The organism is uncultured Algibacter sp. (assembly GCF_947495675.1).
Classification (GTDB): domain Bacteria; phylum Bacteroidota; class Bacteroidia; order Flavobacteriales; family Flavobacteriaceae; genus Algibacter_B.
Genome location: NZ_CANLZX010000012.1, coordinates 1 through 18,278 on the forward strand (window position 1 = coordinate 1; position 18,278 = coordinate 18,278).

11 protein-coding genes are annotated in these 18,278 nt (G+C 31.9%); 5 read left to right on the top strand and 6 right to left on the bottom strand.

The window, feature by feature from the left end; genetic code table 11:
- The 6 genes from Q0842_RS09510 to panC all read right to left on the bottom strand — a co-directional run.
- Positions 1 to 3,619: CshA/CshB family fibrillar adhesin-related protein (locus Q0842_RS09510; RefSeq protein ID WP_298497387.1), on the bottom strand; the 3,619-nt coding region annotated here is incomplete at its 3' end.
- Between the two features lie 334 nt (positions 3,620 to 3,953).
- Complete coding sequence (gene radA / locus Q0842_RS09515) at positions 3,954 to 5,312, bottom strand: DNA repair protein RadA (protein WP_298497389.1); 1,359 nt, start codon at positions 5,310 to 5,312, stop codon at positions 3,954 to 3,956.
- The gene (locus Q0842_RS09520; protein WP_298497391.1) at positions 5,312 to 6,463 is read right to left on the bottom strand and encodes an alpha/beta hydrolase-fold protein; all 1,152 of its coding nucleotides are present in this window, start codon (positions 6,461 to 6,463) and stop codon (positions 5,312 to 5,314) included. Before Q0842_RS09520 ends, radA begins: the two co-directional genes overlap by 1 nt.
- Positions 6,464 to 6,549: 86 nt before the next feature.
- The gene (locus Q0842_RS09525; protein WP_298497393.1) at positions 6,550 to 7,521 is read right to left on the bottom strand and encodes a lysylphosphatidylglycerol synthase transmembrane domain-containing protein; all 972 of its coding nucleotides are present in this window, start codon (positions 7,519 to 7,521) and stop codon (positions 6,550 to 6,552) included.
- A 3-nt stretch (positions 7,522 to 7,524) separates the two neighbouring features.
- On the bottom strand, positions 7,525 to 7,875 hold the full coding sequence (panD, locus tag Q0842_RS09530; RefSeq protein WP_298497396.1) for an aspartate 1-decarboxylase: 351 nt from the start codon (positions 7,873 to 7,875) through the stop codon (positions 7,525 to 7,527).
- Positions 7,876 to 7,888: 13 nt separating this feature from the next.
- On the bottom strand, positions 7,889 to 8,740 hold the full coding sequence (panC, locus tag Q0842_RS09535; protein ID WP_298497399.1) for a pantoate--beta-alanine ligase: 852 nt from the start codon (positions 8,738 to 8,740) through the stop codon (positions 7,889 to 7,891).
- Positions 8,741 to 8,940: 200 nt separating this feature from the next.
- On the opposite strand from panC, the gene Q0842_RS09540 reads away from it, so the two are divergent.
- From Q0842_RS09540 to Q0842_RS09560, 5 genes are all read left to right on the top strand, one after another.
- Entirely contained in the window at positions 8,941 to 9,750 is an 810-nt protein-coding gene (locus Q0842_RS09540; RefSeq protein ID WP_298497402.1) for a glycogen/starch synthase, read from the top strand.
- A gap of 25 nt (positions 9,751 to 9,775) precedes the next feature.
- Positions 9,776 to 11,485: a DUF4270 domain-containing protein gene (locus tag Q0842_RS09545; RefSeq protein WP_298497405.1), complete on the top strand. Its 1,710-nt coding sequence runs from the start codon at positions 9,776 to 9,778 to the stop codon at positions 11,483 to 11,485.
- A gap of 152 nt (positions 11,486 to 11,637) precedes the next feature.
- Positions 11,638 to 13,491: a glutamine--fructose-6-phosphate transaminase (isomerizing) gene (glmS, locus tag Q0842_RS09550; protein WP_298497407.1), complete on the top strand. Its 1,854-nt coding sequence runs from the start codon at positions 11,638 to 11,640 to the stop codon at positions 13,489 to 13,491.
- A gap of 213 nt (positions 13,492 to 13,704) precedes the next feature.
- Complete coding sequence (locus tag Q0842_RS09555; protein WP_298497409.1) at positions 13,705 to 16,458, top strand: TonB-dependent receptor; 2,754 nt, start codon at positions 13,705 to 13,707, stop codon at positions 16,456 to 16,458.
- A gap of 10 nt (positions 16,459 to 16,468) precedes the next feature.
- A complete protein-coding gene (locus tag Q0842_RS09560) occupies positions 16,469 to 18,130 on the top strand; it encodes a G-D-S-L family lipolytic protein (RefSeq protein ID WP_298497411.1) in 1,662 nt (553 codons plus the stop codon).
- The last annotated feature ends 148 nt before the right edge of the window (positions 18,131 to 18,278 follow it).

Below are 18,278 nucleotides of genomic sequence, written 5' to 3' on the forward strand. Positions count from 1 at the left end.
CATCAACACCGTCATCGTTGGTATCAGTCATACCTGTACCATTACCACTTGGTGCAATATAGCCAACTGTTGGTTGAGCTTCTACATTATCGGGTATACCATCGTTATCACTATCTATATCTAGATGATCTGGCAATAAATCTCCATCAGTATCTTGAGTCTTTATTATACTTACCAAATCTATAGCTGCTCCACTATATGGATCAGTAGGTGTTGCATAAAAGCTTAATGTGGTTTGTGTAGTAGTTGCTACAAAAGTATTCTGATATTTATTCCAAATTTTTGGACCTATTATATTAGTAGCACTTGGGCCCTCTGCAACGAAATTTAACTTCTCACTTATTAAAGGCGTATTTGCAGAATCGAATACTAATAAATCTAAATCAACAATCCAACCAGATTGATAACCGATATCTTCACCCCAATAAAAAGTCAATGTATATGTCTCTCCTATATCAGTATTAATGGTTTGTGTTAATGTATTATTTATTCCCCCAACAGATGAATTACTACCTAAAACATCTACAAATTGCTTACCATCATATGCATTTGCAATAGTTCGCCCAGGAAAAAAAGAAGGATTACCACCAGCGACCCATCCATCACAATTTTGGTCGTAATTCCAACCATATAGTTGGTTTGAATTAATAGGCGCACCAATATAAGTACCCCATGAATCTGCATTTCCTGAAAATTCAGCATCATCAGTAAAATCTTGTGCCTCAAACGAACCATTAACAATAATGTTTGCTAGACCTTCATCTGTATCTAAAATTCCATCATTATCATCATCTAGGTCACATAAATCTCCAATACCATCGCCATCGCTATCTAAGTAATTAGGATTATTAATATTACAAGGGTTACATTCATCCGCTTGCTGTGAGTTATCTTGACTAGAACCAGCACCTTGACCGCCACTAGCTAAAACAGGAACCCCGTTAGCATCTTCTGCACCATTAATTTCATTATTAACATCTAAATTATCATAACCTATTTGGCTATTTGGTGCATCACCTTCAAGCGCATCAGGGCAGCCATCATTATCACTATCTAAATCAAATTTATTTGGAATACCATCAAAATCGGTATCACATTGAATAAGAATATCGTGAAATATTGCTCTTCCTGATGATGATGATGTAGTGTTGCTATCATTTAAACCAAACACATAATTACCCGTACTATAACTATCATGGTATTGAATAAACCAGTTTGAAGGTAATCCACTCGATACTAACCCCGCAGGGTTTGATGGACTATAAGTAACATAAGTATCTGAAGGTGTAAAATCTAACGAATTTGTTTTAATTATAGCGTTACCAGGGCTAATTTGATTATATGCTAGAGATGTTGAATACCCTTGTACATCATAAAAAGTACCAGACGAAGATCCGTCTATATCTCTTAATATAGTAACTACATATGGCAAAGTTGCTACGTTAGTAGTTCCAGATTCTACAATGGTTAAACTATATTCAATAAATGGGTTTTCTTGTGGGTTTGCTCCATTAAATCTTAATGCTCCATCTGAGGTTCTAATATGTAATGAACCTGTTGGGATATTTTCATTTAAAATTTCAACTAATACATCATAATTTTTACCAGCATAGCTTAAAGCATTTACTTTTCTAAGTATATCTCCAGTTTTTAAATCTGTGGCATTACCAGATTCTACGATAAGTTGATAAGATAAAACCCAAGTTGGAGAAAATGCACACTCTTCAGTATCTAAAATACCATCATTATCATCATCTAAATCGCAAAAATCTCCGAAACCATCATTATCGCTATCTAAATAGCTTGGATTATTTATATCACATGGGCTACATTCATTGGCTTGTTGTGTATTATCTATACTTGTACCAATACCTTGGCCCCCGCTGGCTAAAACAGGTACTCCATTAGCATCTTCTGTACCCAAAATTTCATTATTAACATCTAAATTGGCATAACCAATTTGACTATTTGGTGCATCTCCTTCTAAGGCATCTGGGCAACCATCATTATCGCTATCTCTATCAAAACGATCTGGAACACCATCAGAGTCTGTATCTTTATCAATACATTCTAAAAAAATTCCAAATGAAAGCCCTTGTTTTCCTGAAGGTTCGCTTTCTATAAAAACATCTAAAATACTTGCGTTTCTTGTTATAAACATTGGTGCAGTTACTGCACCATTAATTCCTTTTCCTACTACAGTATCTGTACCAAGCCCAGTAATAGGGTAATTAGAACCAACACCATAATATTCTAATAATGCCCAATTACCGCCATTAGTTGTTAAATGATATTCTTCATCATTCTCACTAGCTAACCCAGCATTATTAACATCTGTAGTTTCTGCATCAGCAACCACTAAATCAAGTTCCAGACCAGTAGAAGATGTTATTGTAACTGTAAAATTAGCTGATATGCCAGATTGAACATCATTATATATTGATAAGTTTCCTGCGGAATCGCTTGCATCGTAATATTGCCATAGTTGAGCACCTGTCCAGGTTCTCATGCTTTTAGCTAACATAAAATTTGCATCTGCATTTGCTGCAGAAAATGTTGCCGTTGCTATTGAGCCATCTGGTAATGTAAAGTTTTTTGTATCTCCGTCTTGAATTCCATCATTTAAAATGCCAGACCAATCTAACCAAAAGATATTATCTACATAAGTTCCTGGTCCATTTCCATTTCCATCATTTAAATGAGAACAATCCATTTCATCTTCATCTAAAATACCATCATCATCATCATCTAAATCATCTATATCGCTGTAACCATCATTATCATTATCATTAAGTGTAAGAATAAATACTTTCCCATCGCCATGATCGTTTGTAGAGCCTGTTAATCTAACCTTAGTTATAACTGAACCATTTGGAGCAATATCATCCAAATAAAACAAGGCAATTCCTATATTTGAACAATTAGTATTTACAACTCTGTCGCTTAACCAATAATCTGATCCAGAAGTTGGTGGGGTTATAGCACCCGGTGTTCCCATATTACCTGGGCTACCCGTACCTCCAAAACCCCATTGTGTTGTTGTTTCGTTTATAAAAGTCTGCCCTAACGATTGTTCTGCACCTCCTGATGCAGGAATTCCAAAGAGTTCTATGTGATAACAATTATTTGCATTTCGTTCTGTTATTGCTATTATACTACTAGAACTAGATATTACACCATTGCTATAAGATAAAGTTTGTCGTTGTGCGGTTGTAGTAGAAGAAACGGCTGTATAATTGTCACATACATTTGCGCCATTACCAGTAGCCCAGAAAAAATGATTTAAATTAAAGTCTTGAAATGCTGCTAAGGCTGACGCATCCCATGTTCCGCTAGCACTAGTAGTCTCAACAACTGCTGCATTTTTTTGTATTTTATTAAAACTATGCCCCGAAGACCCCAATTGTGTTAACTCATAACCTGATGGTAAATTATAATTATCATAAACCAAATCATTAATAACAATACTTTTTATTGTTGCTGGTTGAGTAGGACTTGTTTGAGAATCACTCCACCTAAAGTTTACGCCAGTTTGTATGCTTGGAGCATTTGTTTGACTAAAACTAATAGTTAACTGAAAGCATACTATTAAAACACTCAATAATAATTTAAACTTCATATTTAATATGATTTGGGATATCTAAATATTATATGTTCTTATTCTTATTTCTACTAAAAATATTTATTACAATAGTTTATTAATCGCCTTACACAATTAATAATCAATTATTTAACCATAAATATTACTTTGAAATAATGCTTGAGGGAAGAAAATTTCAATTAAAATACCGCAAAACAATGCGATATTAACAAATGTTAAAGACAAAACTAGAACAAAAAATCGATAAAAACAATAAAAAATCGGATAAAACACATAATAATATATAAATTGCGTACTTTTTGTATGCTTTAGACTACTTATAGAGATTTCTTTTAAATGAGAAAATTAAAACCTAAACAATTAAGCCAACTAAATCTTCAATTTTTGAAATTAACTGAATTTTAATAACGGTATTTTTTAAAGATATTTTATTGTATTTGGACACAAAAATGGTAGAAAACCCTAATTTTTCTGCTTCTAGAATTCGTTGTTCAACTCGCTGAACAGGACGAATTTCACCAGATAAACCAACTTCTGCAGCAAAGCAAAAATCTTTTTGAACTGCTACATCCTCATTTGAGGATAAAATAGAAGCTACAACAGCTAAATCTATAGCAGGATCATCTACAGTAATACCACCAGTAATGTTTAAAAATACATCTTTTGCACCTAGACGGAAACCTGCACGTTTTTCTAAAACTGCCAAAAGCATATTTAAGCGTTTTGCATTAAATCCTGTTGCACTTCTTTGAGGTGTACCATATACTGCGGTACTTACTAATGCTTGAACTTCAATCATAAGTGGACGCATACCTTCTAAGGTGGCTGCAATAGCATTTCCTGATAACTCTTCATCTTTTTTTGAGATCAATATCTCTGATGGGTTAGAAACTTCCCTTAAACCTGAACCTTGCATTTCATAAATACCTAATTCATTAGTAGAACCAAAACGGTTTTTGTGTGCTCTTAAAATTCTAAAAACATGGTTCCTATCGCCTTCAAACTGCAAAACAGTATCAACCATATGCTCTAATATTTTAGGCCCAGCAATATTTCCATCTTTAGTAATATGCCCAATTAACAATACAGGTGTTGCTGTCTCTTTAGCAAATTTAATAAGCTCGGTTGTACATTCTTTTATTTGTGAAATACTTCCAGAAGACGACTCTATATAATCACTATGCAAAGTTTGTATAGAATCAATTATAACTATATCTGGCTCTAAAGTCTCTATTTGTTTAAATATATTCTGCGTTTTGGTTTCGGTTAAAATATAGCAATTGTTATTTTCTGGATTAATTCGTTCTGCACGCATTTTTATTTGCTTTTGGCTTTCTTCTCCAGAAACATACAGCGTCTTATAAGGTAATTTTAATGAAATTTGAAGTAGTAATGTACTTTTACCTATTCCAGGCTCGCCTCCTAATAAAGTTAAAGAACCAGGTACAATTCCGCCACCTAAAACACGATTGAACTCTGCATCAAAAGTATCTAATCGAGGTTCTTTAGATGTATCAATTTCATTAATACGTAATGGAATAGATGCTTTTTTTACTTTGGTAGTTGGTGATTTCCAGTCACTCTTTTCAGGTTTTTGAATAAGCTCTTCAACAATGGTATTCCATTCTTTACAAGCATTGCATTGCCCTTGCCATTTTGCAAATTGTGTACCACAGTTTTGACAAAAAAAAGTTGTTTTTACTTTTGCCATTAATACCCAAAATCTTCTTTAATTAAATCTGCCTTTTCTAACATTAAATCTTTTGTAAGTCCTGCTATTTCACCTAATGTATAGCCAGATTGATATGTTCGCATAGCTTTTTTAGGTTCTCCAGTCTCCTCATAAAAACGAGCAATATAATAGGCTCCTAAAAGAGTTTCAGGATAGGCTTTTCTTGCCATTTTACCTAACTCTTCATAATATTCGTATAATTCATTTTTCTCTATTGCTGCAGATATAGCTTTAAAATCGTTTATTAGTACTTTTTTATCGATATTAAACAAATCTGAAATAGTTTGATATTTTTCTTGAAGATATAATACTGGCGAAATTTCTAATTCAAGAATAACATCTTTATACTCTTTTTTTGAAATAGGTTGAAAAACTTGGAAAATATTTTCAAGGGCACTAGGTATTGCATGAGCTGGGACTGAATAATGAGATGGACCATCGAAACTATCAAACTTAAATATTAAGCTTTCGTTTTCAATTGCAGAAATATCTGTATTTAATGCATCTGTCATTTGTTTTACAGATTTAGCATCATTATTTGTATTAGCTAAATAGTAAAATATTTTTGATTTAATTTTCCCTATAGCTTCTGGAATATATTCAATCATATTAGGTGCTAACTCTGGACTAATTGAAATATAGGCCTGAAACAAAGGTTGTGGTTTAAGTAAATAATAATTAATAAAATTTGCTGTTTCACCGTGGCCAACAGCTACTCTAAAATTTCCTGCCCTATATGTTTTTTCTATATATGGCATCAATTCTAAACCTATAAACTCAAAAAAAGCAGCACCGGTTTCTACTGGCAATGAATTTTGTTCTGAATACATACAATCATCAAAACGTTTGTCTATTTGATTAATACCAACAACAATACAGGCTGGCATATCTTCCCAATAGGAATAATAATCTACATTTCCAGCTACGGCTTCAAACATATAATCACCATCTAAAACTATAAAAATTGGATATGTTTTATCTATATCATTATTATAACCTCGGGGTAATTGAATTTTTATTTGACGCTCTTCTCCTAATTTTGAAGATTGAATTGTTTCGTATTTAACCTGTGCTTCTATAAAATTAAAACCTAAAAAAAGAAGCAAAAAGTAAACAAGAGTATTTTTCATTTTTTAAAGTGATTTGAGTTTTATTAATGGCAAGGTAAGAAATTAAGGTAGAGATTAAAAGCAAAGTTATTTTAAGCTAAAAACTTTTAATTGTCTTTTAAATTCTTGTTTCTATTAAATATTGGTAAATAAAGTAGTGATAATCCGCCAAAAATAACAATGAGTAATGTTTGCGACGACCAAATAATCCAACCAAATGCTCGACTTGGATCTTCTGGTATAAAAAATAAAGAAGTAAAAACTAACACAATCGCCTCTGGATAAGACCCAATCCCACCATTAGTTGCTGCAATACTAAAGCTAGCTGCAATAAAGCCAATTAAGATAGCTGAAAATGGAATATCACTAATCTCTTGTAGAGAATAAGTTGTAATATAAAACATGAGTACATACATAGCCCAAATAAAAAGGGTATGAAATATAAAAGCCCATTTCTTTTTCATTTTAAATATGCTTAAAGCACCTTCAATCAAACCACCCACAAAGCCTTTAATCTTTAAAGCTATTTTAGAATTACTAATTTTTATAAATCTTAAAAAGAAAAGAATTAAGACTGTTAAACCAAGTAATGCAATTCCTATTTTTAATGGGTCGAATTTTTCTACTAAAAAACCATAAATAAAATCGAATTGAAGAAAAAGTGTAACTGTTATTATACCCAACATAACAATCATGTCTGCAATACGTTCTGCTACTATTGTACCAAATCCTTTTTCAAAAGGCACACCTTCGTAATTTGTAAGAATTGAGGCTCTTGCTACTTCACCAGCTCTTGGTATGGTATAATTAATTAAATAAGTTGCAAAAACAGCCATAATACTATTGCCTAACTTAATGTTATAGCCCATAGGCTCTAACTGAAATTGCCAACGATATGCCCTAGACAAATGACTTAGCAAACCAAAAAACATTCCGAAAAATATATAAGTATAATCTGCTTTTTTAAAATATTTAACAAGCTGCTCGATTGAAATTTGAGATAGTGAATACCAAACTAAAAAAACTCCCAATAATAATGGGAGTGTAATTTTTAATATGTTTTTTGTCTTTTTATTCAACGTCTATAATAATAGATTAGTTGCTTCATCTGGGAAAACTAAAGATGGTTTAAAAACTTTCGCTTCTTCAATATCCATAAAAGCATACGTAATAAGAATCAAGGTGTCGCCAACCGAAACGCGTCTTGCTGCAGCCCCATTTAAAGTAATTTCACCACTTTTACGAGGTCCAGGAATACAATAAGTTTCCAGACGTTCTCCATTATCGTTATTAACAATTTGAACTTTTTCACCTTGTATAATATTGGCAGCTTCCATTAAGTCTTCGTCAATAGTTATACTACCTATATAATTGAGTTCTGCACCTGTGCATTTAACTCTGTGAATCTTAGATTTTACTACTTGAATTTGCATGTGGCAAAGATAATTAATTTAAAGCGATATTATCTATAAGTCTAATATCGTCTGCATATACAGCTATAAATGCTCTATATGTTTTTTTGTTTGATTTTCGTTTAATTGGCTTTAAGGTATTGGCGTCTGCAATAATGAAATATTCTAATTCTAGAATATCGTGTTTTGCAAACTGATTTTCAACCCATTCCATTACTTTATTAGCACTTTTTGTGCCAAATTTTTCTTTGGCTGTTTTTAATATTTTATAAATAAAAGGTGCTGCTATTTTATAATCTGGTTTAAGCCTCGTATTTCGGGAGCTCATAGCTAATCCATTAGCTTCACGATGAATTTTGCAACCCACAATTTTTACTGGTATATTATACTTTTCTACGAGTTTTTTGATAATGGCTAATTGTTGAAAATCTTTCTCACCAAAATAGGCCTTATGAGGCTTTACAATTTCAAAAAAACGTTTTACAATAGTTCCTACACCATCAAAATGACCGTGTCTAAATTTGCCTTCCATTTCAAACTCTAAACCATCAAAATCAAATTTTTGAGATATTGTCTTTCCTTCATAAATATCATTAACAGTAGGAGCATAAACCAAAATATTGTTTTTATTTACTGTTTTAAGTAACTCAACATCAACTTCTAAAGTTCTAGGATACTTCTCTAAATCTTCTTTGTTGTCAAACTGTGTTGGGTTTACAAAAATGCTAACCACAACTTTATCATTTTCCTCTAAAGCTTTTTTTACTAATTGTAAATGCCCTTGGTGTAACGCACCCATTGTAGGCACCATACCAATAGTTAGTTTTTTAGCTTTTAACTCATTAATAGCTAATGTAATTTGTTGTTTATCTGAGTAAATTTCCACTTTTTAATAAAAAATTAACGCTTGCAAACTTAAGATTTTACAATCAATTAGCATAAAATTTTGTACTTTTGCGTGTTTTTTATTTTGAAATTTTAAAAGTATTACTGCAATAAAGCAAGCTTTTTCAAAATTCCTTTTTTAAAAAGCATACCAATAATTGCTATTAAACAGCTTTATTTAAAGTCAACAAAATCAAACATATGAAAGATAAGAGGATATTATATGTATCATCTGAAGTAGTGCCTTATTTACCTGAAACTGAAATTTCTTCAGCTTCTTTTGAAGCACCAAGATTGGTTAATCAACAAGGTGGGCAGATAAGAATCTTTATGCCTCGATACGGGAATATTAATGAAAGAAGACATCAATTACATGAAGTTATAAGGTTGTCCGGAATAAATTTAGTGATTAATGACTTAGATATGCCTCTAATCATTAAAGTAGCCTCAATACCAAAAGAACGTATACAGGTTTATTTTATTGATAATGATGAATATTTTAAAAGAAAAGCCACATTAACAGATGAAGATGGAAAAATGTTTTCTGATAATGATGAACGTGCAATTTTCTTTGCCAAAGGTGTTATTGAAACTGTAAAAAAATTAAACTGGGCTCCAGACATTATTCACGTTCATGGCTGGTTGGCTTCATTATTACCACTTTACCTTAAAGAATATTACAAAGACGAACCATTATTTAACGAAAGCAAAATAGTTACTTCTATATACAATCAAAGCTTTGACGATACGTTAAACAAAGACTTGGTTAACAAAATTAAATTTGACAATATTGAAGAGGACGCCATTAAAACGCTTGAAGAGCCATCATACAACAATTTAATGAAAATTGCTATTGATTATTCTGATGCATTAATTGTTGGGTCTGAAAATATTCCAGAAGATTTAAATTCGTATTTAGAAGCAGCCAATAAACCTATTTTAGAATATAAAAGTAAAGACGAATTTGGTGAAGCTTATACAACATTTTTTAATGAGACTGTTTTAAGCTAAACTTTTTAAATTCGTTCAATATTATATGAAAAAGATATATAAAGCCCTCGAATTACCTGTAATTTTTATTCTAATTTTAATATCTTTTATTGCTTGCGATAAGGATTTTAATACTATAGATAGTGATGTTTTAGGAAATGAAAACGCGAATTTTTTTTCCGACTCCTCTGTTATAAAAATTTCGGCATACAATAAAAAATTAGAAGCACTTCAAATTAACAATTTAGCTTCAAATTTATTAGGCGTATTCAATGATCCTGAATATGGCAAAACTACAGCTAGCATTGTTACACAGGTAACACCAAATTCTTTTAATGAAAATTTTGATGTTAATCCTGTAATTGACTCTGTAGTTTTTAATATCCCCTATTTTAACACAGCAATAAGCATAGAAGATGATGGAACCACAACTTACCAATTAGATTCTATTTACGGGGATTTAGATTCAAAAATTAAACTTACAATTTATCAAAACAAATACTATTTAAGAGATTTTAATCCATCTGATATTAACACCTCTCAGAATTATTATTCAAAAACTGAAAATCTTTTAGATGCCACTCACAATTATGCTTTAAACGGCAGTCAAGAAATAGATTTTGACAATCATATAGGCGAAATTATTATTGACACAACATTTACCCCTTCTGCAAATGAAATAGTTTTAAAAACTGGTGAAAGTGATAATATTGTTTATACGAGATTAACACCTGCATTTAGGGTTAGTTTCAATGATTTAAATGATGATGAAGACGAAATAGCTTTTTGGCAACAAACTATCTTAGATAAAGCTGACGATGAAGTATTAAGCAACTCAAACAACTTCAGGAATTATTTTAGGGGCTTATATTTTAAAGTTCAAGAAGAAGATGATAATGGTAATATGTTTTTAATAAATTTAGAATCTAATGATGCTAACATTACTATCTATTACACAAAAGGTGAGGATGGAAGCAGAATTCAAGATGAATATGTTTTAAACTTTACTGGAAATAAGCTAAATACATTTATTAATGAATTCAATGTTCCATTTGCAAACGGTGACATGGATAATGGTGACGAAACTTTATACCTAAAAGGTTTAGAAGGCTCAATGGCTATAGTTGATTTATTTGGACCAGATTTAAATGGTGATATGGTACCTGATGAGTTAGACGAATTCTTAAAAGACTACAGAAAAACTGATGATATTACTGGAGAATATGTTTATGATGAAAATGGTGATTATGTTTTAAAGAGACTAATTAATGAAGCTCATTTAACAATTTACGAAGATGAGACTAAAGTAACAAACAGCATAAATGAGATTAATGGAGAGATTTATCATAAATATGATCGTATTTATGCTTATGATATTAAAAACAATTCAACAACAATTGACTATACAGTAGATCCTTTTGAAAATAATGTAGCCATTAGCTCAAGAATTTTTAGTCTTGGTCAAAGAGATAGTATTTCGCCAACAAAGGCAAAATATAAAATACGTTTAACAGAGCATCTTAATAATATTATTCAAAATGATTCTACAAACTATCAATTAGGATTGGTATTATCTACTAATGTTAACTATACAAGTAACTCTGAAGTTTTAAATAGTACTGATAATGTAACAGCAGTTCCTTCTGCATCTATAATATCTCCTAGAGGTACTATTTTGTATGGTAGTAATGAAAATGTTAATGATGATCGAAGGTTAAAATTAAAAATATTTTATACAGAATCTAAAGAAAATTAGACGATTACACATTTTTAGTTATATTAAATCATTAGTAAAATTAACTTTATCGTATAAATATTATAGTTCATATAATATTTAACTGTCATTAATATTTTTTTTTCATATTTGCTTTGAATTTAAAATAACCCCAAAATCAAAAACAAATAATTATGTGTGGAATTGTTGGATATATAGGACATAGAGAAGCATACCCAATTATAATAGAAGGTCTTAAACGACTTGAATACAGAGGTTATGATAGTGCTGGAATTGCTTTATTTGATGGTACAGACCTTAAAGTGTCTAAAACCAAGGGTAAAGTAGCCGATTTGGAAGCCCGTACTGAAAAAGAAATTTCTAAAATTGGAAATGTTGGTATTGGTCATACACGTTGGGCAACTCATGGTGTACCTAATGATATAAACTCTCATCCCCACCTTTCTAATTCAGGTGAATTAGTAATAATACATAATGGAATTATAGAAAATTACGATTCTCTTAAACAGGAACTTATATCTAGAGGTTATACATTTAAATCTGATACAGATACCGAAGTTTTAATTAATTTAATTGAAGACGTAAAAAAACAACAAAAGGTAAAACTTGGCAAGGCTGTTCAAATAGCCCTTAATCAAGTAATAGGTGCTTATGCTATTGCTGTATTCGACAAAAACAAACCAGAAGAAGTTGTTGTAGCTCGTCTTGGAAGCCCCTTAGCTATAGGTATTGGTGAAAACGAAGATGAATTTTTTATTGCAAGTGATGCTTCGCCTTTTTTAGAATATACAAAAAACGCCGTTTATCTTGAAGATGAAGAAATGGCAGTAATAAGATTTCATAAAGGTATAAAAGTTAGAAAAATTAAAGACGATTCATTAGTAGACACTTATGTTCAAGAACTTCAAATGAATTTGGAGCAAATAGAAAAAGGAGGTTACGATCATTTCATGCTTAAAGAAATACATGAGCAACCTAAAGCTATTACAGATACGTATAGAGGTAGATTATTAAGACAAGAAGCTATAATAAAAATGGCTGGTGTTGAAGATAACATGAAAAAGTTTCTTAATGCCAATCGTATTATAATTGTTGCTTGTGGTACATCATGGCATGCAGGTTTAGTGGCAGAATATATTTTTGAAGACTTAGCAAGAATACCTGTAGAAGTCGAATATGCTTCAGAATTTAGATATCGTAATCCTGTTATTACTGAAAATGATGTTGTCATTGCCATTTCTCAATCGGGTGAAACGGCAGATACATTAGCAGCTATCAAATTAGCAAAATCAAAAGGAGCTTTTGTATTTGGAGTATGTAATGTTGTAGGCTCATCTATAGCTAGAGAGTCAGATGCTGGTGCATATACTCACGCAGGACCAGAAATTGGTGTTGCTTCTACCAAAGCATTCACTACTCAAATAACTGTTTTAACGCTTATAGCATTAAGATTAGCAAGAGCAAAAGGCACTATTAGTAGTTCAGATTTCAGACAGCATTTACTAGAACTAGAAATGATTCCTGAAAAAGTAGAAAAAGCTTTAAAATCTGACAATAACATTAAAGCTATCGCAAATGTATATAAAGATGTAAGTAACTTTTTATATTTAGGAAGAGGATACAATTTCCCTGTAGCTCTTGAAGGCGCCTTAAAACTAAAAGAGATTTCATATATACATGCAGAAGGTTATCCAGCTGCAGAAATGAAACATGGCCCAATAGCTTTAATTGATGAAAACATGCCTATAGTTGTAATTGCAACTAAAAAAGGCCATTATGAGAAGGTAGTAAGTAACATTCAGGAAATTAAATCTAGAAAAGGAAAAATTATTGGAATCGTTACAGAAGGTGATGTTCAAGTAAAAGATCTTGCAGACCATGTTATTGAAGTTCCAGAAACTTTAGAGTCACTTTCACCACTTCTTACTACAATTCCATTACAATTATTATCATATCACATAGCAGTTCTGTTAAATAAAAATGTAGATCAACCAAGAAATTTGGCAAAATCTGTTACTGTTGAATAACTAATAACTTCTATTAAAATAAATAAGAATTGCGCGCAAATCCAAAACACGTAATTCTTATTTTTACCCCCTTTATTTTGATTATTTAACAATAAAATGCAATGTTTTTTGTTAAAATATACTATGCGCGCATAATTTTTTATATTTTTACTCACTAGGATAGTATAATTATTTTACATATTCTTGTTGTTAAACTAAAACTCTTATTACTAAATGAAGACAATTCTCCCCTTTTTAATGCTTTTGTTTTGTGGATTTTCTTTTTCACAATCAACCATCACAGGTACAGTAGTCGATGATAACAGTCAGCCCATTCCTGGCGCTAATGTCATTATTGTTGGAACATCAACTGGAACTGTAACTGATTTTGATGGTAACTTTACATTAACTACAAATTTAAATCCGCCGTTTGCTCTCCAAGCAAGTAGTGTTGGATTTGAAACAGTTATTGAAGACATAATATCAAAAAACCAAAAAATTAATTTTATTCTAAACGAAGGAACCTCACTTGATGAAGTAGTTATATCTGCATCAAGAACACCAGAGCGAATTTTTGAATCGCCTGTAACTGTAGAGCGATTTGGGCTTAAAGAAATTAAAAACACAGCATCTGCTGATTTTTATGGTGGATTAGAAAACTTAAAAGGTGTAGATGTTAACACTAACAGTTTAACATTTAAGTCTGTTAACACAAGAGGCTTTGCAACATTTGCTAATAATCGTTTTATGCAATTAGTTGACGGTATGGATAATTCTACTCCAGCACTTAACTTCCCTATAGGAAACTTAGTAGGTATGACAGAAACTGATGTTTTAAGTGTAGAATTACTACCTGGTGCTTCATCAGCATTATATGGTGCAAATGCATTTAATGGTATTTTATTTATGCGTAGTAAAAACCCATTTGACCATCAAGGTATAAGTACCTCTATCAAAAGAGGAATTACTTCACAAGAATCTGCTGGTGATAATGCCTATACGGATGTTAGCTTTAGAGCTGCTTACAAATTTAGCAACAAAATTGCTGCAAAAATTAACTTTGGGTACTTAAAAGGAACTGATTGGGCAGCTACAAGTGAAGTTGATAAAATTAATCCAGAAAACACAAGAGCTAACCTAGATTATGATGGTATTAATGTTTATGGTGATGAAGTTTCTGCGAACATTAGATCTGAAGCTCCTGCAAGTGTAAAGGGTATTATTCCAGATGTCGTAGTTAGTAGAACTGGATATAATGAACGTGATTTAACAAATTATAATGCTGAAAGCATTAAAACAGATTGGGGATTATATTACCGCCCTTGGGAAAACGATTTTGAAATCCAATATGTTGGAAAAGTTGGTACAGGTTCTACAATTTATCAAGGAACAAACAGATATAATATTGCTAACTTTTTTCAGCAACAACATAAATTAGAAATTAAAAATGATAATTTCTTTTTAAGAGGTTATATCGTTACGGATAAAGCTGGAGATTCTTACGACATGGTATTTACTGGTATAAATATTAACAGAGCCTGGAAAAGTGATGAAGATTGGTTTAAACAGTATATAGAAACTTATGCAGGTGCTACTTTAGGTGGTGCTTCAGAAACCGAAGCTCATGCAGCAGCTAGAGCACAATCGGAATCTGGTAGATATTTACCTGGTACTCCAGAATACCAAGCAGCGTTTAACAGAAGTATAAACGACCCCGATTTAAGTACTGGTTCTAAATTTCAAGATGCATCTAAATATTACCACTCAGATGCTAATTACAACTTTAGCCACTTAATTGATTTTGCTGAAATACAATTAGGAGGTTCTTATAGAAGATATAGCTTAAATTCTTCAGGAACTATTTATACCGATTTAGATGGACCTATAGATTATTCTGAATTTGGTATCTATACTCAAATTCAAAAAAATCTTGAATTAAACGAAGATTTAGATTTAAAATTAACTGGTTCTGTTCGTTATGACAAATCTGAGTTTTTTGATGGTTTCTTTTCTCCAAGAATATCAGCTGGATTAACAGTAAACAGAAATCATAATATTAGAGCTTCTGTTCAAACAGGATTTAGAAACCCAACTACTCAAGATTTATTTATTGGCTTAGATGCTGGTAGAGCTATTTTAGTTGGTTCTGCACCAGATAACTTAGATAGATATGTAAGAACTTTTGAGGTTAGTGACGAAGGGCGAGCTTTAGGTCAAGGTGCAACAGTAACACAAACAGGGCGTGTATCATATGAGAATTCATATACTGCAAGTTCAGTTCAAGAGTTAGCAGATACAGGAAACCCTGCTGTACTTGAAATTTCTAACCCCGATATTATAAAACCAGAGCAGGTATCTTCTGCAGAAGTTGGTTATCGTGGTAAATTCAAAAATTTAATTGTTGATTTTAGTGCTTATTATAACAAATATAAAGACTTCATATCACAAGAGGTTGTTGTATCTCCATATTACGGAACTGTAGGAGACAATTCATTATCTGTTGCTGCTATTGCAAATGATGATTATCAAGCCTGGAGTACTTATACAAACTCGCAAGCAGATGTAAACTCTTATGGTGCATCTATTGGATTATCAACTAAAGTGTTTGGAGATTTTGATTTAAGCGGAAGTTATACTTATGCAAAATTAGATTTTGATAGAGTTAAATACCCAGATTTTACAACAAACTTTAATACTCCAGAACACAAGTTTAAAGCCTCATTTGGAAATACCGAGTTATTTGAAAACTTTGGCTTTAACATTGCTTATAGATATAGCGATGATTATTTCTGGGAAGCAACATTTGGTAATGGTTTAGTACCAGAATACCATGTAGTTGATGCACAAATAAACTTAAAAGTACCTAGTTTTAAATCTACTTTCAAAGCAGGAGCAACAAATCTTTTAGGAGATGAGTACTTTACTGCTTTCGGAACTGGAAATATAGGCTCAATGTATTATATCTCTTGGACTATTAATAACCTATAAAAAAATAAGAATGAAAAATATAAAATACTTATCAGTACTTTTAGGTCTTGTCGCTTTTGTTGCGTGTAACGAACCAGAAGATGTACTTAAAGACACAAATATTGAACCAGAAGAAACGGTTATTTTACCTCAATTAGTAGCAGGATCTGCAGATTTCTCAACTTACGTTTCAATAGGAAACTCGCTTACCGCTGGTTTTACAGATAATGCTTTATTTAAAGCATCTCAAGAAAATTCCTTTCCAAATATATTATCTCAAAAGTTTTCCATGATTGGTGGAGGAAGTTTCAGTCAACCTTTAATGAATGATAATTTTGGAGGTCTAATATTAGGAGGTAACGTTATAATTAGTCCTGCTACAGGAGAACAACTTTTTAAACCAAGATTAGTTACTACTGGTGGAGCTCCTAAAGACTTAGCAGATGTTATTGGTCCAATTACTCCAACTACCGATTTTTTATTAAACAATCCAACAGGTCCTTTCAATAATATGGGAGTTCCTGGGGCTAGAAGTTTTCATATGATTGCTCCAGGGTATGGTAACATTGCAAACTTTCCAGTAGCAGCTAACCCTTACTTTGTTAGAATGACTGGTGCTTCACCAAATGCTAGTATTTTGGAATTAGCAATGGCACAATCCCCAACGTTTTTTACACTTTGGGCTGGAAATAATGACGTTTTAGGCTATGCAACTTCTGGTGGAGATGGATCGAGTCCTATTTCAGACAAACCAACTTTCGATTTTGCAATATCTACACTAATTACAAGTTTAACTTCTGGAGGAGCAAAAGGTGTTGTTGCTAATATTCCTTATGTAACAGATATTCCTCATTTTACAACAGTACCCTATAACGCTTTAGATCCAAATGATGAAGATACTGGTGCTACATTTAAAGCTCAAATCCCATTGTTAAATACAGTATATGGAGCAATAAATCAAGTATTTGCAGTATTAGATCCTTCTCGTACAATAACTTTTTCTGAAACAGAAGCGAACGGTGTTGTTATTTATGATGAAACTTTAGACGATTTATCTGCTCAAATTACAGGAGCTTTAGGAGCTAATCCGGCATTTCCTGTTTTTGTACAATCTCTTGGGTTGCCAGCAGAAGCTGCACCTCTAGTAGCTCTATTATTAGGTAACGCTTACGGTCAAGCAAGACAAGCCAACGAAAATGACTTACTAGTTTTACCTAGTAGTTCGGTTATAGGAGAAGTGAATAATTTTTCATATCTAGCACTATTAGATTATGGTTTATCACCTGCATTGGCGGCACAATTTTCAGTAGAAGGCATTACATTACCTTTAATTGATAAATGGGTTCTATTACCAAGTGAACAAGCAGAAATTAAAGTTGCAACAGATGCGTTTAATGCTACTATAGAAGCAACAGCTACTTCGGCTGGTTTAGCATTTGTTGATGCTAATGCTTTATTAACTAAATTAGCTACAACTGGTATAGAGTCTGGAAATTTCATTCTAACCTCTAACTTAGTAACTGGTGGAGCCTTTTCATTAGATGGTGTACACTTAACCTCTAGAGGTTATGCAATGGCTGCAAACGAATTTATGAAAGCCATTGACCTTACTTATGGAACAAATTTTGAAGCTTCGGGTAATTTAGTTGACATAGGAAACTACCCAACAAACTATTCGCCTTTATTACAATAATAAAGGTTTAAAAATAAAACTAAAAAAAACACCTTCAACTTGAGGGTGTTTTTTTATTACAAAAAAGCTATAAAAACAACTTTATTTTTAAATTAAAAAATATATCTTTGCACGCGAAAACTTTAAATGTTTTCATTGAATTAAAACG